Raw genomic sequence first — 19,563 nt, forward strand, 5'->3', positions numbered from 1 at the left:
AAAAAGCCCCTCAGAACAACTGTCGTTGCTCAAAGGGGCGTTATATTCATAACACGGTACCACCCTAATTGGGACTCGTTGCGGGTATAACGGAACCACCGTCGATGACTACTGCTGCATTCGCCACCAAAGCTCACGGGAGAGTGTCAGCGTACAACCTCTATTGCCTCGCACCAACCGGCAACTCTCTGAAAGCAGGATCTGTAAACCTTTATACCCATTCATAGCTTGTTTTTAAGATATAAGGGTATTGTACTGTATTCTATAGACTTATGTCAATTAGGATATGATGAAGATTAAAAATTATGCCTTTAATAATACACCAGAATTATTAATAACTTCTCTAGAAGGACCATCTTTCATAGAGTATAATAAAATTAGTTAGATTTAATATCTTTTTTAAGCTTTAATAAACACTATATAAAATACTATGATGAAACTATTTTCTTACAGATTATAATCAATATTCTAGGTGATTTATGAGCAAAGTAGACAAAATAGGCAAATTTAGTAAAAAAATTATTGATTTATTAAATTTAGATATACCAGAAAATACTGAAATTTATATTGGTAATCAAAATAGAGAGCATATGGAAAAAAAACATTCTCATGACTATTATTATTACCATCATCTACTTCCAAATATTATAGAAAATCCGGATTATGTTGGTATAGAACCCAAGAATAACTCTATTGAGTATATAAAAGAAGTCTCTATAGATCCAAACGTAATTATCAAGATAGCTATACGAGTTTCTTCAAATGGTAAATACTTTGTTCGCACAATGTATAATATCTCAGATCATAAAATCCAAAGCGCCTTAAACAAAGGCTATCTATTTAAAGTAGAAAACTAATTTAACCTTTGACAATTATACCTCTTCTAACTATAATAAAATTAACAAGTGAATCAGAGGACAGAACGGGCAGCTGTCGCCGGATGGATTTAATCCTGATTAGGAGATGTGGGAATGTCACCCCACCTATTCACACATATGTTAAGAGGAATGTAATTACATTCCTCTTTTTTATATAAATAAATTAAATTAAGAGACTACATATAACATATAGATATATAAAAATTGGCATATCCATTTTGTTATTAACTAGCACAAAAAAATAGCAGGACAACCGTCCTGCTATTTTTTCGTTCATATGAGACTATGTCACATATTGACATCCCTTGTCATGTATATACTAACACTTCACTATAGTATAATCAATACGCTCTCTGTGGGTTCAAACTTAAAAATCAATCCATTTTAACTCGTCAAATTTATTTATGATTAAATTTTTCATTTTTACCACTTGATTAGTAAGCTCTATTCGATTATTAAAAAATAAAATATCTGTATACCATTCCTTTAAACCTGCGTACACTTCATTCTCTAAATCAATAAACATAGTTTCTATGGGATCCCAGGTTTTGCATCTTACAGACTCGACCATAACCATGCTATTACCTATGAAAGTAACATCTCTACCATAAATCCAAAATGGTAATACTTTCCCCTTTATAGAAATAGAATATATAGCATCTCCATGAGGCGGTTCCGTTTCATATTGCACTTTTATATTGTACTTTTCCATTATCTCATTGCTAGCATTTTCTATATATGGCAATGTTGAAATCTTGTAATTTTTTAGGTTCATAAAAACTCCGTTATTTTTAATATGAAGCACACCAAAGAGGACTGTATATCGCTATTTGTGTAAAGAGTATTTTGCTATACTTATTACGAAGAGAGTCCGTTGACGTGAGTTAGGTTCATCTCCGCGAGGAGGTGATACTATGACAAATCATGAAGTTACCTATGTAATTATCATAGTTCTGTTATCAGTAGTCACTATCATTGCACTAGTTAAGTAGTACAACGATAAACGCCTAACGTATAGAGGAGTGCAGTCCTCTAACACGTTAGGCGTCATCATAATTTTGTTCAGTTTTAGATGAGCATAACGCCCTAATCACGTTAATGGGCTCTCTTTATATGTATATTATAAACTAATCAGGCTTAAGAAGATAGTACAGTAATAAACTTAATTAGTACCTACACTGTTAATCATTTCTCTAGCCCGCTCAATAGAAACTGGGGCATTAAATAAGAACACATGATTCTGCCCCACATGTTCCCAAGATGCTAAGTAAACGGCGTCATCTACCATTCGATAGGTTACCGTCATACCATTGATAACATCAGTTTTCTGAGGCACATAATCCTTATAGTCACCTGCGATATTACCCGATACTGTCGATACGCGATACTTAATATACTGAGGCATATCATCTACACGGTCAAAATATGTTCCTTTTAAAAGCTCATGATAGGCATACACGACTTGTAGTACATTATGATCCACAATAGATACATGTACGGGACGTAATCCCTCTAAACCACTTGGCAACTGTGGCTTAAAGTTCAAATGTTGCTTAGCCTCATATACAGTATCAAACACCTCTAGAGACTGACCTTTACGAGTGCTTCTATAATCGCTATCCGTCATAGTACAACTACCGAGTCTGTCAGGACATGGAAACTCATTTCTGTCACCATAGGGCTGATCATAAATAGAATTACCATTAAGACGGAATCTCATCAAATCATCTGCGAACACAACATTAATGGAACCTATAAAAGCTAGCGTAGCTAATGCATATACAACCTTTTTCATGATATATTCCCCTATAAACAAACTATATATATCAAGTAAATTATATCACTAAAATTTGAAACAGCTATTATCATAAATCTATCACATTTGATAGTATCTATCGTAAATCATTCTACTATCCAAAATTATTGTAAGTGCTATAATGAACTCAACAAAAGAAACAGATGCTCATATGATACTAAATCAAGCATCATCTCAAACCTATAGTTAGTAGTTTATAAAAGGAGATCATCATGACACATACACAATTAACACAACTCGTACAAGCTTTATTAGATGCACCTACAAGCAATGAAGCAGTAAAGGAATTCGCTCAATCTTGGATTAATGCAGAAGGTACACCTAAACAAGAAGAACTTACAAAACAACTCGTATCCGTAGCAGAACAAAACATTGCACTTATCGATGAAACAATCGGCTTTGCAGGCTCTGAACTTGCTACACAAATCCTTGGCGAAGAAGGCGCAGCTAACCTATTACAACACGCTAAAGACATCAAAGCAGAAGGCGCAGAATTCTGTGACTGTCCTGGTTGTGTAGCCGCTAAAAATATTATCGATTTGAAAGCAGAAATTAAATAATATAGTTAATACAATTGTTAAATTAAATGCATACAATATTAAGTAGAAAAAGCAACCTTCAATAAGAGGTTGCCTTTTCTGTTTAATATACATTTTTATCAATTCTCTTTTTTACTTCTCGCCTAAGGGAATTTAACGCTTCTTTCCTAGTTAAGTAAGAACTTATATAGCACCAGAATATACATAGTCCAAAGGCTATAAAACTGTTAATTTTTAACGATGTTTCAATCCATCCTTTATGTGTCATATTCACTAAATGAGTACTAATAGAAATTACATCTTTTATAGGATTAAGACTATTAAGTGATGACATATAAACCTCAGTAGATATTAATTGTCCTATATGATTAAATGTAGCTAAAATATAATACAATCCACCTATATAGAAGCTAACTAAGAGTCCAACAAAAAATAAATATAAACTTTGAATACATAAAAATTTACACTGATTTGGCATATCTAAAAAACTAATATCATATTTATCTTTAAAATACTTTAACAATTCTCCCATTACTAAGCCTATACTCCAAAGGAAAAGAAAGCCTAAAGGAATAAAGTATACAAAAGGTATTAACCAATAAAATATGAGTTCTATTTTTTGTAATATAATTTGTATTTTTTGAGATAGTATAAATTGAGCATCTACAATATTAACATTATAAGTGTCATATAAATAGTTAGAAAATAGACTGAATATAAAGAGTACAGACAAACACTTTGTAAATAGGTCAGTTCGTTTTCTAATTAAATAAATCAAAACTTTAACATTCTCAATCATAAATACCTCCAAATTTATAAGAAACTCATAAGTATAATACTATTCAATATAAGTAATTTTCTTCACATATAATATAATATCAAAATGTTATATACAAAAATATACCAAAACTCTTGTATAGCAGGGGTTTTCTTTATTCTCCAGCACTAGCTAGCGTTTGTGCATATGGATGTATTGCTTCTTTTAGTTGTTTTGCTTCGATAATCTCTACGATTTGTCCTTCTTTTATAACGCTGATTCGGTCTGTTACGGCTTGTAATAGTCCGATATCATGGCTGACATACACATAGCCGAAGGGTTGTTCTATATGTAGTTGTTATAATAGGTCTAGCACCAACTTTTGGTTCACCGCATCAAGGGCTGATGTAGGTTTGTCAAAGAGTACTAGTTTAGGATTCATCAGCATAATCCGTGCCAGTACGACACGTTGTAGTTGACTATGCTATGGGGCGCTGAATCGTATTTTCCGTTAAGTCTACCCGTTGCATCCATTTGCGGATATCATTCTTTGCTGCCTCCATATCTATGAGTCCATAGTTGATATACCACTCTAAGAGAAATGCTTCTAAGTTCATCCCCGGTGGAATCACGCAAAGGGTTTTGGAAGATTATCTGTATTGAGCGATATATTTCTGTATAGTTTTGAATGGATATTACGTCTTTACTAAAGAGCCACAGATTACCAGAAGTAGGCTCATCCAATAAGGCAATCAACCTAAGCAGCGTACTTTTACCAGAACCACTACCTCCAGCAATACCTACGCGTTCATTAAGAGCCACGAACAAGGATACATTATATGAAAGTTTTACATCTATACCAAAGGGGCTGTAATAGAATGCAATAAAACCGCATTCTATTACAGCCCCTTTCATTTACAAACTTGCCTTCACAAGTTATTTATGGGTGTATAGTTTTATGTATTGTGATTCGATTATTTAACTAAAAATTTTACTCAACAATTTGTATGTATTTTACGAAGTTATTAACTAAATTATTTACTAATTTAGTTGATATTTGCTATTTATTGTTCCGCATATGGAATTGCTAGTGGATGGTTATCGTAGGTGCCTCTATGTTGGTCGTAGATGGATTCTGCACCTGGTAATGGTGGCAAGCCCAAGGAGTCGGTACGTGTGAAGGCTTCAAATAGGCCTGGTGTTAGGTGCATGTGTGGAACATGTTCCGGTGTTACTTCGTGAACGATGGTATCGCCTTTACCAGTCATGATTTTATGACCAAATTCAGGATCTACCAAAGTACCACGGCCTACTGCGATGATGTCAGTGTAGTTTTCTACCGCATCACGAGCTGCTTCTTCACTGAAGATGTTGCCTACAATGATAAGTTTTGTTTCATCATCTAGAACAGCTTTGAATAGAGAGCCAAAGGATTGATCTGCACCTTCTGGTTTGGAGTCATAGCCACCCCATAAGGATAAGTGGATGTAATCTAACTCTTCTTTTACAATAGCCTCTACGAGTTGAAGGGATTCTTTGTAAGTATAACCAATATCTGTACCGTGGATTTCTTCTGGGCTCAAACGATAGCCAATGATAAAGTTTTGTGCGCCCACTTCTGCTACAACGCGTTTTACTTCACGCACAACGGCTAATGGGAAACGCATGCGATTTTCTAAAGAGCCGCCCCATTTATCTGTACGATGGTTTGTTAATACAGAGAAGAATTGTTGCAATAAATAGTGGTTAGCACCGTGGATTTCTACGCCATCAAAGCCCGCTTCAATAGCTCGTTTTGTAGCGCGACCAAAGTCTGCAATGATCTCTTTAATTTCACTTTCAGTAAGAGCACGAACAGGGAACTTACGTTGTAAATCGCTAGGCGCTACTACGTCTTGATGATTGATAAAGCGACCAATCGCCATGCGACCACCGTGATGGATTTGCATAACCGCTTTATTGCCGTCTTTCTTTAAAGCTTGTGCAATCTTCTTTGCTCCCTCTAAGTGAATATCAGAGTAAATGCCCATTTGAGATGGATAGCCAGGCATGTACGCTGGGCCACCACTTTCACTAACATAATGGAACTCAGTGATCAATAGGCCTGCGGCCTTAGAACGATGATTGTAATAACGGATTGTATCATTACTTGCATAGCCACCCTCTAATGCAGATTGACTTTGCATCGGAGCCAAGGCAATGCGGTTAGGAATCGTTAAGCCACGACGGAATGTAATTGTATCTGTTAAGTTATGTTGTGCCATTATAGCCTCTTTCTCCTATTACTATAGGAATTTTATACGATATACATCTAGCTGATGACTGAATTATATCGTAATTTCGCGATATGTCAATTTATCGTTATATCATATGTTTTATAAATAAAAGCCCCTGATTGATATGTACCACCTTTACTGGTTCTCCAGTAAAAATAGCATATCCAAACAGGGGCTTTTCTTTATAAACTTGCTTCCACAAGTGCTTTTGTATATGGGTGTACCGCTTCTTTAAGTCGTTTTGATTCGATGTTTTCTACGATTTGCCCATCTTTCATAACGATGATCCGGTCTGTTACGGCTTGTAAGAGTCCGATGTCATGGCTGACGAATACGTAGCCGAAGGATTGTTCCCTGTGAAGTTTTTGTAATAAATCTAGTACCAGCTTTTGATTCACCGCATCAAGGGCTGATGTAGGTTCGTCAAAGAGTACTAGCTTTGGGTTCATCAACATGATCCGTGCCAATACGACACGTTGTAGCTGACCACCGCTGACTTCGTGAGGGTATTTATACACCGTATTTTCTGGCAAGTCTACTCGTTGCATCCATTTGCTGATATCTTCCTTTGCAGCGGCTATATCCATAAGCCCATAGTTGATATACGGCTCTAAGAGAAATGCTTCTAAGTTCATTCTAGGCGGAATCACCGCCAAGGGATTTTGGAACATCATCTGCATAGAGCGATATATTTCTGTATGATTTTGAATGGAATGGATATCCTCACCAAAGAGTCGCAAGGTGCCAGATGTAGGTTTTTCTAGCATGGCAATCATCCTAAGCAATGTACTTTTACCAGAACCACTACCACCGGCAATACCTACCCGTTCATTCTCCGCTACAGAAAAAGATACATCATCAACAGCACGAATCGTATGATTGTGGTTTGTATATTGTTTACAGATATTCTCGAGTTGAATCATACTACACCACTTTCATTACAGAATCTAACAAAATACGAGTATACTCATCTTTTGGGCATGCCATAACCTCTTCGGTGGAGCCTACTTCAACGAGCTGTCCCTTATTCATAACGCCAATACTATTGGCAATTTGTGCGGCCGACTTGATATTATGGGTTACGATAATCACCGTTGCTCCAAGAGCTTGTGTTACCTCTTTTAAAAGGTCTAGCACAGAGGCTTGCACGAGCATATCTAAGGCACTAGTTGGTTCATCGGCAAACACGATGCTAGGCCTCAAGATAAGGCTCAAAGCTATTGCCAACCGCTGTTGCATACCACCGCTCAATTGAAATGGATAGGACTGCAAGATACGCTCGCCATCAGTGAGATGAACTAACTTCAACATGTCGATGACGCGAGCTATTTCATAGCTTTCACCATGAGCACGGAATAAATCCTTGAAGTGATTTTCTACGGTGCGATTTGGATTTAGATAGGCGCTAGGATTTTGAAAGATCATAGAAATCTTGGTGCCCCGCAATTGTCGCCAATCACTAGCCTTCAAGGTAGAAACATCTGTACCATTTAAAAGGATTTGACCACTAATACTAGCTTGTTTCAACATGCCAAAGGCGGCACGAACTAACGTAGATTTACCAGAGCCACTTTCACCAACGATGGCAAAGACCTCACCAGTGGGCACGGAGAAGGATACATCGCGTACCGCCTCTTCCGTACCATATGAAATTGTAACCTTATCAAATACGATACAATCAGATTTATTCAATAGTAGAATCCTTTGTTAATAAGTAGTAATCAATTGGATGTACTGGTACATTTTTAACTTTTGTAGTGGATACAACAGTTGCACTTGGATACATCAAGTAGATATCTGCTACGTCATCAACTAGCAATTGTTGCACTTGTTTAGCTTCGTTAGCTCGTTCATTTTGGTCAAATGTTACGGACAATTGATCGATTAATGCGTCTACTTGAGGGTTGGAGTAAGCACCAACGTTTGCTTTAGCACCAGTTTTGTAGAACAAGCTGAGGTACCAGTACGGGTCATTTGTAGACATAGTAACTACAGCACGTTCTACCATATCAAAGCCATCTGTACCAAGTGTATCTACTTCACCAGCGCCTTGTAATTTTTTAAGAGTTACTGCAATGCCAGCTTGTTTCAATTCTTGTTGAATTTCTTCGTACAAGCTTGTGTCTTTACCCCAAATAGCAAGAGTTAGAGCCAATTCTTTACCATCTTTAGCATAGATACCGTTTGCATTTTTAGCATAGCCAGCTTGAGTCAAAAGTTGGTCAGCTTTAGCTACATCTGTCATCGGTTTATTAGCGATAGAATCAAAACCTAAATTAGCAGATGGTGGGAATGGAGCCGCACCTGGTGTAGAACTGTTACCAATGATTTTCGCCATAGAATCGTAGTTAATAATATGAGCAATAGCGGAACGTACAGCTTTGTCATGTAATGGAGATAATTCAGTATGGTTCAATTTCAACATGAGCACACGAACGCCTGCAACGTCTTGAATATTGAAGCCATCTTTGAACAAGCTGCGGTTAGCAGAGTCCACTTTTTGGATTACATCAACGTCTTTAGATTGTAACGCCATAGCGCGTTTGTTGTTATCTTCGATATCTTTTACTGTTACAGTATCAAGACCTGGTTTGCCACCCCAGTAATCTGCGAAGGCAGCAAGTTCGATTGTTTCACCTTTTGTGAAAGCAGTGATTTTATAAGGACCTGTAAGAACTGGTTTAGATGCTACGTCTTTAAGGTCTGCAGTGTCCATGATAACGAACGCTGGTTCAGTTAAGCTAGATAACAAGGAACCATTAGGTTCTGTCGTTTTAATAATCAAGTTTTGACCATCTACTGTGATGGACTCGATTTTAACAGCTTTCGCGGAACGAGCACTTTGTTTCATTGTGTACTCGATAGACTCTTTAACCTTTTGTGGCGTCATTGGAGTACCATTATGGAATTTTACATTTTCACGGATGTGGAATTTCCATGTTGTAGGGTCCACATTTTCCCAAGAGTCTGCTAATTGTGGAGTAAATTTCATATCTGGTGTTACCGTTGCCAATGTTTCACCAGCACCGATACGCGTCAATGTCCACGCATCCCACTCGTGAGTTGGATCTAATGTTTCACCAAACCAATATAAGCCAACATTCATATGCTTCCCTTGTTTGTCTTGTTTAGCCGTATCACTTCCGCAACCAACCAAGAGAGCTACCATGCTCAGCATAGTTAGACACACTAATAACCAACGTTTCATAACTTCTCCTTTTTTGAACATCGCCTCTGTGAAAGAGGCTTTCACCATAAAACTCTATACACATCGCGGTTAGCGAGATACATCGAGAGCATCGCGCAACGCATCGCCAATATAGTTAAATAAAACAACAGTAATAAAAATTGCGAACCCTGGGTAAATTAACAGCCATGGCGCAGTTTGTAGAAAATCTCGGGAGCTCAACAAGATAGCGCCCCACTCCGGATCCGGCGGTTGTACACCGATGCCGATGAGTGAGAAACTGGCTACCAAGATGATAGTCTCCCCTAGATGTTGAATAATAACAATCAACAACGGCGGCAATACATTCGGCAAAATATATCGACTCAGGATTCGTAGGTTCGAAGCACCCGACATGCGAGCAAAGGTAATATACTCCGCATGGCGTTCAATCTGTACGAGGCCTCTAGTGATACGCGCATATTCCGCCCATTTAGTAATGCACAGGGACAGGATGACATTCGTGATGCTCGGCCCCATAATACCGATGAAAGCAATGGCAATAACCATATTCGGGAATCCTAGTACCAAATCAATTAAGCGAGATAACCAACGGTCGATACGCGGTGTAGAGAATCCTGCCAATCCGCCAATAACGATGCCGATAGCACCGCTGATACCGATAATGGTGAAAGCAATGCCTAACGAAGCTTTACCGCCATAGAGGATGCGAGACCAAACATCTCGCCCTAACTGATCAGTACCTAATAAGTGAGTACTGCTTATGTCTTGTAAGCGATCTGCCACACTAGTCATCTCCGGATCAAATGGTGCTATATAGGGTGCACATAGGAAAAATATAATCCAAAGAGCAGCCAAACATAACATAACATATAAGGTATACGGCTTTTGTCTACTCATAAGAACCTCCTTTTATGGCGGCTCTTCGTTTCGGATTTAGCCAAAAACTCAAAACATCAATGATAATATTAATCACGATAAACACCATAGTAATCCAAATAATGTAGCCTTGCATCAAAACATAATCGCGAGCCACAATGCCTTGCACCATCATGTAACCAAAGCCTTTAATGGCGAATACCATTTCAATAACGGCAGACCCACCTAACATGGCACCCATCGTTACTCCCATCATGGGCAATAACATAAGGCCTACATGAGGGAAGATATAACGGGTATACACCATCCACTCAGGTAGCCCCAAAGCGCGAGCCCCTTGCACAAAAGGCTGCCGAGATACTTCTAAAATGGCATTGCGCAAACGACGAATATACAAGCCGCATAGCCATAAGGCTAGGGTTACAGCTGGCAATACATAGGCAGCAAAGCCCTTTGTATTCGTCACAGATACGAGCTGTAATTTGACACCAAATAGATACAATAGCAGTAGGCCTACCCAAAAGCTTGGGATAGCTAAAGCTAAAAACGTAACTAAACGGATACCATGATCCACCCAGGAATCCTGATATTTTGCAGCTAATATGCCAAGAGGGATAGTTACAGCGATACCTATAACAAGTGCTAGCGATACAAGACCTAATGTATTCGGTAAGGCACCACCTAAAATCGTAGCCACTGGCAAAGCGTACAGAATAGACTCACCAAAGTCTCCTTGTACGATTTGACCTAACCAACGTAAGTATTGCTGCCACCAAGGATCATTGAGCCCTAACTGCTCTCGTATCTGTGCAACCACAACTGGATCAGGAGTAGCCCCTAAAAGATTAAACTTCATCGACACAGGGTCGATAGGAGATAATTTTATCAATACAAATGTACCGATAGTAACCACCAATAAAATACCTAAAATACTTGCTAAACGCTGCAATATTAATCGATACAACACATCACCTGCCTTCTTTATCACAAAATAGTCGTATTTATATTATAACATTTATTCTCATTTTTATATATCCGTATAGCTATATCAGAATGATTTTCATTATAAAATTTTTGCATACCAAAATCAGAACCACCCGTAAAACGGGTGGTTTGCTCACGGGCTATAAGCCCGTAGTACTAGGCCAGCGTCTAAAGGCGCTGGCTTTCACTACGTTCAAGCCGCATAGCCATTGACTCGTAACGTTCCCCTTAAAGGGGATGTGTATTACTTGCTACCCTTAAAAGGGTCCTCATATTCTTTTACACTAAGTTTATCTTTCATTTGGTCATGTAACTCTTGCTCACGTATATATTTCTTTACTGTAGCCTCATTTAAACCTACCGTACTAACATAATACCCCTCGGACCAAAAGTGTCTATTTCCAAATTTATACTTTAAGTTTGCGTGTTTATCGAACATCATTAGTGCACTTTTCCCTTTTAAGTATCCCATAAAAGATGATACTGATATTTTAGGTGGGATTAATACTAGCATATGCACATGATCAGCCATAAGCTCCCCCTCTATTATCTTGACGCCCTTATATTCACATAAACGTCTCAATATTTCACGTAAACTATTTCTGTATTGATTATATATAACTTTACGTCTATACTTAGGTGTAAATACTATGTGGTATTTGCATAACCATTTTGTGTGCGCAAGGCTCTGTGTCTTTGTTGCCATATAAAATCACCTTTCTTTTGCATATAATGCGGCTTGAACACCTACATTATACTTAAGCAAGGTGATTTTTTTGTATAACTTTCGTTGCCGCACCCGCATAGCGGGTGGTTTAATGATTCGCGACTACGTCGCGAACCAGTCTAAAGACAATAACTAAAACGGCCCCTCATGAGAGGAGCCGCTTCTTATATAACCCTTACAGTGTCCATGCGAGTGCTTCACCACAGCTCGCATGCCTATCCCACTAGGCTGGACTGTTATATTATTTTGTATATGCTGTATGTGCTGTAGGTGCTACAGTGTTAGCAATGATCGCTTTTGCCATGTCGCGATTTACAGGGCGTTCAAAGTACATCGCATGGTTTTGACCATCTTTTGTCCAACCAGCGAGATATACCATTTTTTCGCCACCTTTGAAAGTAACCTTTGTACCGTTTACCTTTTCTGTAGCTGTAACGCGATAATCCTTATGATTACCACTGATATCACCTTTTGTAGTACCTACACGATACACAATACGTTTGCCTGCTGCTTGATTGCGAGTAGAATCTTCACCAGCTTGGTAAATATACACAACTTGCAAAACATCTTTATTGATTGTGCTTACAGACTCAATATTATAGCCTACAGGTAATACTTTAGGTAGATGAGGCATAATATTCATGTATTTAGCAGCTTCATCAATAGTAGCAAATTCATGAATTGGGCTTGGCATACCAACCATTGGAGATGCCTGTTCTGCAACTACAGGTTTAGCTGGATCTGGTTTTACATCTAAAGTACCTTGTGCACCAGCAACAGTATAAGAACCTACACAAGCACACGCAACTGCTAGTAATACAAATTTTTTGACCATGGGTATAATCTCCCTTCGCGTAACATAAAAATTATTAAAAACACATTTATTTTGTATGTGATTTTTCTTCAACAATATTATGGATAATAGCCTTCGCCACATCTCGTGTAACGGGGCGATAAAAATCTAAAGAATGATTTTGTCCATCTTTTATCCACGATGCAAGATAGACCATTTTGTCATTGCCTTTGAAAGTAACCTTCATACCGTCTACACGTTCTAGTTCTATCACCTTATAAATTTTATGGTCACCGCTGATATCACCAGTTAACTTAGATGAACGATATATAATATATGCGCCTCCATCTTGATTATAATATGGCTCCGTACCAGATTTGTAGACATACACAACTTGTAATATATCTTTCTCTACAGTGATGACAGATTGAATATTAAAGCCTACAGGTAACACCTTTGGCATCTGTGGTGTAATATTCATATATTCCGTCGCTTCTTTAACTGTGGTGAACACATGTATAGGACTCGGCATAATAAAATTTGGTTCCGTAGTTTCAACTGAGATTCCACCAGTCATAGGCACAGAACGATCTCCAACAGATGGATCATGAGCACTAGTAATGCTATAGGAACCAATAGCTACACATGCTAAAGAAGCCACTAGTAATGTCTTTATCTTTGTTGTCATAACAACAATCTCCAAAAACAAGTTTTGTAAAATTATATTTATTAAAATATGCTTAATAAGTGTATCCTAAATGATATAGGATTTCAAGTAATAAATGCTGCCTATATCATTTTAACAAGCTTAGTATTTAGCCTGTTATTTCTTATGTACCATAAAGCCTGCCGCTTGTTGGTTCGCCATGATGGTTACATCAGAGATTTGCAAGCGTTTAGGTTGGTTTGTTACATATAGTACAACATCGGCCACATCCTCTGGTTGAACAGCCTCAATACCAGCGTACACAGATTTAGCTCGTTCCGCATCACCGTGGAAACGTACTTCACTAAATGGAGTTTCTACGATGCCTGGTTGAATGGTAGTAACCTTAATATCTGTAGCTATGGTATCCATGCGGATGCCATCGCTTAATGTCTTAACAGCTGCCTTTGTAGCGCAGTACACTGCGCCATTAGGATATGCATAAATGCCTGCAGTAGAACCCATATTTACAATATGACCTTCATTTTTATCAATCATAAAAGGTAGTACTGCTTTTGTTACATATAAAAGACCTTTCACATTGGTATCAATCATAGTCACCGCATCATCAACAGCACTATCTTGGAAAGGATCAAGCCCTTGTGCAAGACCCGCATTATTAACGAGCACATCGACGCCACCAAAAGCCTCGATAGCAGCAGGAACCTTGCTTTCAACATCCTCTCGACTACGCACATCAAGAACTAAAGTCTCAACACGCACGCCATATTCCTTAGACAGACGAGCCTGTACCTCGCCCAATAACTCAGCACGACGACCAGAAATCAACACATTATCGCCATGCTTGGCATAAGCCTCAGCAATACAAAGACCGATACCAGACGTTGCACCAGTAACAAAAATATTACGAGCCATAAAAGCCTCCTCATTATCAATCCGTTCTATTCTAATAAGTTAATTATACCATTATAAAAATCAAAAAACGCTACCCTACCACCTATAAACGATAAAAATAGTGTATACATTGGCGCCTTCTACTATTCCCTAGAATAATATGCTGGCGCATCTGTATGTAAGACAAAAATATTTGAGCTCTACCACAGCTAGAAAGCAAATAGGGATACCTATTCGAAGCCGCCTTGGGCGCTACGCGTACCCATGAAGGCTGAGGATAGGTATCCCTATTGTTTTATTAAGTTTGACGAGGAGAGCTCAAATATTACAGCTCTTTATTTCAGATGCGCCAACATATCATTTAACACTTCCATGCAATCCCCCACGATGCCATAGTTAGCGTGTTGGAAGATTTCTGCGTTTGGATCGTTGTTGATAGCCACGATTGTATCAGCACCGGAGATGCCGCTCACGTGTTGGATAGCGCCGGAGATACCGAATGCCAAGTATAGTTTAGGGCTTACAGTTTTACCTGTTTGGCCTACTTGGTATGGCAATTCAATCCAGCCTTTTTCAACGAGTGGACGTGTAGCGCCTACTACGCCACCGATAGCATCGGCTAGTTCGTAAAGTTTATCGAAGTTTTCTTTAGAGCCCATACCACGACCACCAGCTACAATGATATCTGCCTCTTGGATATTGTAACCATCTTTACTGAATGGAATGAAGTCGAGGCGTTTCATGCGAATGTCTTCAGGCTTGAGGTCGAATTGCTCAATTTGGATGCGACCCCAGCTATCTGCAATACGTTCAGGTTTTTTAAATACGTTAGGACGTACAGAACCCATTTGAGGACGATGGTTTGGAGAAATGATTTCCGCCAAAATATTGCCGCCCAAGGCAGGACGTGTCCATTCAACAAGGCCTTCATTCGTATCTACTGTCAAGATCGTACAGTCTGCAACAACGCCGTTTTGCATGCGACCAGACATGCGAGGCGCCAAGTCACGACCATTGTTAGTGGCACCAATCAAGAGGATATTAGGCTTATGATCTTTAAAGAAGTCTGTTAATACCTTAGTGTAGCCATCCGTTGTATAGTATTTCAAAAGGGGGCTTTCAAAAACGTGAACAATATCGGCACCATGTGCTACCAGTTCCTCTGCTTCGGTTTGCACATGCTCACCAAGGAGCATAACTTGAACGAGTTGGCCCAATTCCTTAGCAATGCGGCGAGCTTGACCGATCAGTTCATACGTAACCGGATGTACCACGTCATCGATGGTATCGGCTACAACAAAGACGTCTCTATATTCATCAAAATTTGTTACGGCCATTACCGGTCACCTCCTTTAGAACCTTCATCACCTTTAGCAGCTGCTACCGCCTTAAATTCACTAGGGGATACGCTTTCAACAGACGCAGCCCGTTGCACAGGATCTTTTACATCTACACCCTCATCATTATCCTCAGCCACCTCAACAGGTGCATCATTTGGCACTAATAGATGAGCAAATTTTTCTGGCTTAATATGGTATGCCAATTCGAGAACCTTTTTAGCCCCTTCCTCTATGGATGGCAACATTTCTACCTTGCCGCGGAGAGGTGGTTGGTACACCTTGCGCACACGCGTAGGAGAGCCATTAAGGCCGATACGGCTTTCATCAATATGCGGCATATCGCGCAATGTAATGTGAGTAATAGTGTAACGTTTTGCATAAATAGAGCTCCAAAGGCCTGGTTGGCGTGGCTCGTTGAGCTCAGCTGTAGCCGTTACAAGCAATGGTAATGGAACCTCTACGATTTCATAGCCATTTTCATGTTGTCGTTTCACAACTGCTTTTTGCGCAGCTTGATCAACGGATAGTTCACAAGCATAGGTAGCTTGTGCCATACCGAGTTCCTCTGCAATTTGAGGACCTACTTGTGCCGTATCGCCATCGATAGCCTGCTTACCGCAGAAGATAATTTGGAATTGACGGTTCATAGTCCGTTGAATATGACGGATAGCAGACGCAATGGTATAGCTAGTAGCCAATGTATCGGCACCACCGAACGCGCGGTCTGTAACGAGTACTGCATCATCGGCGCCGAGGGATAAACACTCACGAAGAGCTGCCTCAGCCTGTGGAGGGCCCATGGATAGAACGGTTACACGACTACCTTCATATTGGTCTTTCACCGCAAGAGCCGCCTCTAACGCATGCATATCGTCAGGGTTTACAATGCTAGGCAAGCCTGTGCGGATGAGATTATTTGTTTCCGGATCCAGCTTAATCTCAGATGTATCTGGAACCTGTTTGATACATACTAATAACTCCATACACTCACCCCTGTCTAAATTCTACGCCCTTAGCGTTACGCGGATATTTCCATGTTTTTACGATTGTTTCACCACAAAGAACGCGGCATGTACCGCACTCTAAGCAACCAGCAAAATCAAAGGCTAAATCGCCATTCTCTTGCAATGTATATAGACCGGCAGGACAGCCGTTTACGAGTTTCATTTTCTCTTCAAGGCTAAAACCAGCGCCATCCACCAAGATATGAGGAGACGTTTCATCTACATAATATTTATTGGTGCCCAAACGCTCTTCTAATTTCATAGGGAACGCACCCCTTTCCAAACATCACGAATCAAGGTAAATAAGCCAATGTCTCCGACACGGCGCATAATTTTTTTCATCATTGGCACTGCACCATCACCATTTACAGTGAATACGTCGCGCATCAAATTGTTAACAAATGCTGGGTATTCATTGAAAATACGTGGATGTGTAGCAAGGAATTTAGGCATATTCTTGTAACGCTTCAAATCCTTCAGCAACCAAGAAGCCTTGATTTGACGTTCATACAACTTAGCCACACGGTCCATATTTTCGTCGCGCAAGGCTACGTTAACCGCATCTGCTGCACACATACCGGACTCGATGGCAAGGTCCATACCACGAATAGTATAGCCAAGATTCATACACATACGTGCCGCATCACCGACGATAACATACCCATTACCGCCCAACTCAGGCATAGATTTATAGCCACCTTCTGGTACGAGATGAGCACTATGCTCTTTCAATTGGCCATTTTTCAATAATGGTGCAATTCTTGGATGGCTTGTGAAAGCTGACAGCATATCGTCTACAGAACGATCGGCTTTGCCAATATCTTCAAGGCCTACAACCATACCTACAGAAAGGCTATCTTTATTTGTGTAAATAAAACCACCGCCTAATAAGCCAGAGGTCATATCGCCTAAAGTGAGCCATGCCATACCATCATCACCAGACAGCATGAGGCGATTTTCAAGATCTTCTTTCTTAAGTTTGTATACCTCTTTTACACCTACTGCCATTGTACTTGGATCGGTAGGCGCTGTGAGGCCAGTTTTTTCTAATAATAATGTATTGGAGCCTTCTGCGATGATAACGAGTTTTGCATACACTTCATCATCGTGGCACCGAACACCTACAACGCGTTGCTTTTTGCCTTCTCCTTCAGTAATGAGGTCTGTTACTTGTACATTGGATACGAGAAGAGCCCCTTTTTTCTCAGCCTCTTCAGCGAGCCATTTATCGAATTTAGCACGTAATACTACGTAGGACTCTTCATTCGGTTGACCATCTTCGTAGCTGTACTCAATAGTCGTCATTTCATTGCCATTGCCAATAGAAATACGTTCTTTTGTTACCTTACGTTCCAATGGGGCACGGTCTCTAAAGTCCGGTACTAACCGTTCTAAAGAATGCGTATAGATACGTCCACCCATCATATTTTTAGCGCCTGGTGCGGTACCGCGTTCAATGAGCAAAACCTTTACTCGCTGTTCTGCGAGGCGTAACGCCGCCGCAGAACCCGCTGGCCCTGCACCAACAACGATAACGTCAAATGTTTCATTGCGATCAATTGCCATATACTCAGCTCCTTTAAATCAAAGCTTAGACTTACATAAGTTCATATAGTATATATATTTCTCTATTAAGAACTAAAATACCTTTAAAAATTACCATAAAAAAATGAATATATTCTATATTTTACGATTTTATATTATAAATGTGTCTATAGGATGTATATATACTCATTATATGTTTATACTATTGCATACTTTCTGTTATAAATAGGTGCAACAAAATTCATCAATTCGTGAAATTTATAAGTTTATCTAGCTTTCAAAGGAAAAGTAGCGTATGATAAAAGTAGGAAAAACCCTATACGGAGCAACACGCGTATAATACGACCGCATAATGCAAGACCACGGTCAAGGTTAGGCACTCATTATTTTGGAATTACCAGAGGAGGCCATATGGACCCGTTAAGAATCTTGAAAGCATTATCAAATCCACATCGGTTAGATATTATATTGTGGCTAAAGCACCCAGAGAAAGAATTCGGTGTACAAGTACACACTAAAACTCTTATCGATTTCCCTAACAGTGTAAGTGTTAAGAGTATTCAAAAGCGCTGTGGTGTATCTCAATCTTCCATCTCTACATTTATGAGCATCTTAGAAAATGCGAAACTCGTAGAGTCTCGCAAGATTGATCAGTATACCTATTTCCGCCGTAACGAAGAAGTAATTCGTGAGTTCGGCGAATGGTATAACAAAGAGGTATCCATCCAATCGGATGGTATCGATAAATTATTAAAAACGGTTAACTTAGAAGACACTTCGTATCCTACACTAGAGGAAACCTCTGCGCCTGGCGAGCAACTCGCTGCCGAAATCAATACTAAGGGATCCGATCATGATGAAAACAGAAACTAAAATTCTCCCTTATTCACTATACTTAGGGATAAAAGAAAAAGAGCTATAATACATGTAATTATAGCTCTTTTTGATTTTTATATCATAATTCTATCATTATTTTATTAATTTTACTAACAATATTATGGTAATAATAATTCAACTAAAAATGCGGGTTATAGGACAAAACGTGTTGGTTTTATAGGCGATGGAGCCAGTAAATTACTGGCTCCATCGCTATTTTAAGTTCTTTTGATAAACTTAGAGGGTGGACAAAATGTGTTGGTAAAAAGTCCCAAAATCCTTGATTTTACTGGCTTCAATAAGGTTATATCTTCTTAGAAAATCGTGTTCTAAGTGGAGGGAATAATCATGCTGGTAAGATGTATAAATTGTGGATTTTCTTGTCAAAAATATGGGAAAAC

22 protein-coding genes and 1 other annotated feature are annotated in these 19,563 nt (G+C 39.2%); of the genes, 3 read left to right on the top strand and 19 right to left on the bottom strand.

Annotated elements, in window-relative coordinates; all coding sequences use genetic code 11:
- Positions 1-30 precede the first annotated feature (30 nt).
- Positions 31-234, bottom strand: a binding site (T-box leader).
- Between the two features lie 245 nt (positions 235-479).
- A complete protein-coding gene (locus MOQ65_RS07900) occupies positions 480-857 on the top strand; it encodes a PBECR3 domain-containing polyvalent protein (RefSeq protein WP_257847211.1) in 378 nt (125 codons plus the stop codon).
- A 388-nt stretch (positions 858-1,245) separates the two neighbouring features.
- On the opposite strand, the gene MOQ65_RS07905 is transcribed toward MOQ65_RS07900, so the two are convergent.
- Positions 1,246-1,653: a hypothetical protein gene (locus MOQ65_RS07905; RefSeq protein WP_257847212.1), complete on the bottom strand. Its 408-nt coding sequence runs from the start codon at positions 1,651-1,653 to the stop codon at positions 1,246-1,248.
- A 387-nt stretch (positions 1,654-2,040) separates the two neighbouring features.
- Positions 2,041-2,673 (bottom strand): hypothetical protein, encoded by a 633-nt coding sequence (locus MOQ65_RS07910; RefSeq protein WP_257847213.1) that lies wholly within the window; start codon positions 2,671-2,673, stop codon positions 2,041-2,043.
- Between the two features lie 233 nt (positions 2,674-2,906).
- Here MOQ65_RS07910 and MOQ65_RS07915 point away from each other — a divergent pair, with 233 nt between their 5' ends.
- A complete protein-coding gene (locus MOQ65_RS07915) occupies positions 2,907-3,254 on the top strand; it encodes a hypothetical protein (RefSeq protein WP_257847214.1) in 348 nt (115 codons plus the stop codon).
- Positions 3,255-3,336: 82 nt separating this feature from the next.
- Here the strand turns inward: MOQ65_RS07915 and MOQ65_RS07920 are convergent, their stop codons facing one another.
- The 17 genes from MOQ65_RS07920 to MOQ65_RS08000 form a co-directional block, all read right to left on the bottom strand.
- Positions 3,337-4,032: a hypothetical protein gene (locus MOQ65_RS07920; RefSeq protein WP_257847215.1), complete on the bottom strand. Its 696-nt coding sequence runs from the start codon at positions 4,030-4,032 to the stop codon at positions 3,337-3,339.
- A 133-nt stretch (positions 4,033-4,165) separates the two neighbouring features.
- The gene (locus MOQ65_RS09645) at positions 4,166-4,318 is read right to left on the bottom strand and encodes a hypothetical protein (RefSeq protein ID WP_257847216.1); all 153 of its coding nucleotides are present in this window, start codon (positions 4,316-4,318) and stop codon (positions 4,166-4,168) included.
- Between the two features lie 215 nt (positions 4,319-4,533).
- Positions 4,534-4,905, bottom strand: coding sequence for an ATP-binding cassette domain-containing protein (locus MOQ65_RS09650; protein WP_373027849.1), 372 nt, complete (start codon positions 4,903-4,905; stop codon positions 4,534-4,536).
- A 149-nt stretch (positions 4,906-5,054) separates the two neighbouring features.
- Positions 5,055-6,254, bottom strand: coding sequence for an NADH-dependent flavin oxidoreductase (locus tag MOQ65_RS07935; RefSeq protein ID WP_257847217.1), 1,200 nt, complete (start codon positions 6,252-6,254; stop codon positions 5,055-5,057).
- A gap of 194 nt (positions 6,255-6,448) precedes the next feature.
- Positions 6,449-7,189, bottom strand: a complete 741-nt coding sequence (locus tag MOQ65_RS07940; protein ID WP_257847218.1) for an ABC transporter ATP-binding protein — start codon at positions 7,187-7,189, stop codon at positions 6,449-6,451.
- A gap of 1 nt (position 7,190) precedes the next feature.
- A complete protein-coding gene (locus MOQ65_RS07945) occupies positions 7,191-7,958 on the bottom strand; it encodes an ABC transporter ATP-binding protein (RefSeq protein ID WP_257847219.1) in 768 nt (255 codons plus the stop codon).
- Entirely contained in the window at positions 7,951-9,474 is a 1,524-nt protein-coding gene (locus tag MOQ65_RS07950; protein ID WP_257847220.1) for an ABC transporter substrate-binding protein, read from the bottom strand. Before MOQ65_RS07950 ends, MOQ65_RS07945 begins: the two co-directional genes overlap by 8 nt.
- Positions 9,475-9,543: 69 nt before the next feature.
- Positions 9,544-10,353 (bottom strand): ABC transporter permease, encoded by an 810-nt coding sequence (locus tag MOQ65_RS07955; protein ID WP_257847221.1) that lies wholly within the window; start codon positions 10,351-10,353, stop codon positions 9,544-9,546.
- On the bottom strand, positions 10,346-11,296 hold the full coding sequence (locus MOQ65_RS07960; RefSeq protein WP_308221110.1) for an ABC transporter permease: 951 nt from the start codon (positions 11,294-11,296) through the stop codon (positions 10,346-10,348). The genes MOQ65_RS07955 and MOQ65_RS07960 overlap by 8 nt, the downstream gene beginning before the upstream one ends.
- 264 nt (positions 11,297-11,560) lie before the next feature.
- Positions 11,561-12,022, bottom strand: a complete 462-nt coding sequence (gene tnpA / locus MOQ65_RS07965) for an IS200/IS605 family transposase (RefSeq protein ID WP_005380067.1) — start codon at positions 12,020-12,022, stop codon at positions 11,561-11,563.
- Positions 12,023-12,284: 262 nt separating this feature from the next.
- The gene (locus tag MOQ65_RS07970) at positions 12,285-12,878 is read right to left on the bottom strand and encodes a hypothetical protein (RefSeq protein ID WP_257847222.1); all 594 of its coding nucleotides are present in this window, start codon (positions 12,876-12,878) and stop codon (positions 12,285-12,287) included.
- A 46-nt stretch (positions 12,879-12,924) separates the two neighbouring features.
- Positions 12,925-13,524 (bottom strand): hypothetical protein, encoded by a 600-nt coding sequence (locus MOQ65_RS07975; RefSeq protein ID WP_257847223.1) that lies wholly within the window; start codon positions 13,522-13,524, stop codon positions 12,925-12,927.
- A 135-nt stretch (positions 13,525-13,659) separates the two neighbouring features.
- The gene (locus MOQ65_RS07980; RefSeq protein WP_257847224.1) at positions 13,660-14,418 is read right to left on the bottom strand and encodes an SDR family NAD(P)-dependent oxidoreductase; all 759 of its coding nucleotides are present in this window, start codon (positions 14,416-14,418) and stop codon (positions 13,660-13,662) included.
- A 314-nt stretch (positions 14,419-14,732) separates the two neighbouring features.
- Positions 14,733-15,734, bottom strand: a complete 1,002-nt coding sequence (locus tag MOQ65_RS07985; protein ID WP_257847225.1) for an electron transfer flavoprotein subunit alpha/FixB family protein — start codon at positions 15,732-15,734, stop codon at positions 14,733-14,735.
- Positions 15,734-16,720: an electron transfer flavoprotein subunit beta/FixA family protein gene (locus tag MOQ65_RS07990; protein ID WP_257847226.1), complete on the bottom strand. Its 987-nt coding sequence runs from the start codon at positions 16,718-16,720 to the stop codon at positions 15,734-15,736. The genes MOQ65_RS07985 and MOQ65_RS07990 overlap by 1 nt, the downstream gene beginning before the upstream one ends.
- 4 nt (positions 16,721-16,724) lie before the next feature.
- Positions 16,725-17,003, bottom strand: a complete 279-nt coding sequence (locus MOQ65_RS07995) for a ferredoxin family protein (protein WP_257847227.1) — start codon at positions 17,001-17,003, stop codon at positions 16,725-16,727.
- On the bottom strand, positions 17,000-18,307 hold the full coding sequence (locus MOQ65_RS08000; protein WP_257847228.1) for an FAD-dependent oxidoreductase: 1,308 nt from the start codon (positions 18,305-18,307) through the stop codon (positions 17,000-17,002). Before MOQ65_RS08000 ends, MOQ65_RS07995 begins: the two co-directional genes overlap by 4 nt.
- A 390-nt stretch (positions 18,308-18,697) precedes the next feature.
- Between MOQ65_RS08000 and MOQ65_RS08005 the strand changes: the two genes are divergently transcribed.
- A complete protein-coding gene (locus MOQ65_RS08005; RefSeq protein ID WP_257847229.1) occupies positions 18,698-19,159 on the top strand; it encodes an ArsR/SmtB family transcription factor in 462 nt (153 codons plus the stop codon).
- The last annotated feature ends 404 nt before the right edge of the window (positions 19,160-19,563 follow it).

The organism is Veillonella faecalis (genome assembly GCF_024677885.1).
Classification (GTDB): domain Bacteria; phylum Bacillota; class Negativicutes; order Veillonellales; family Veillonellaceae; genus Veillonella; species Veillonella nakazawae.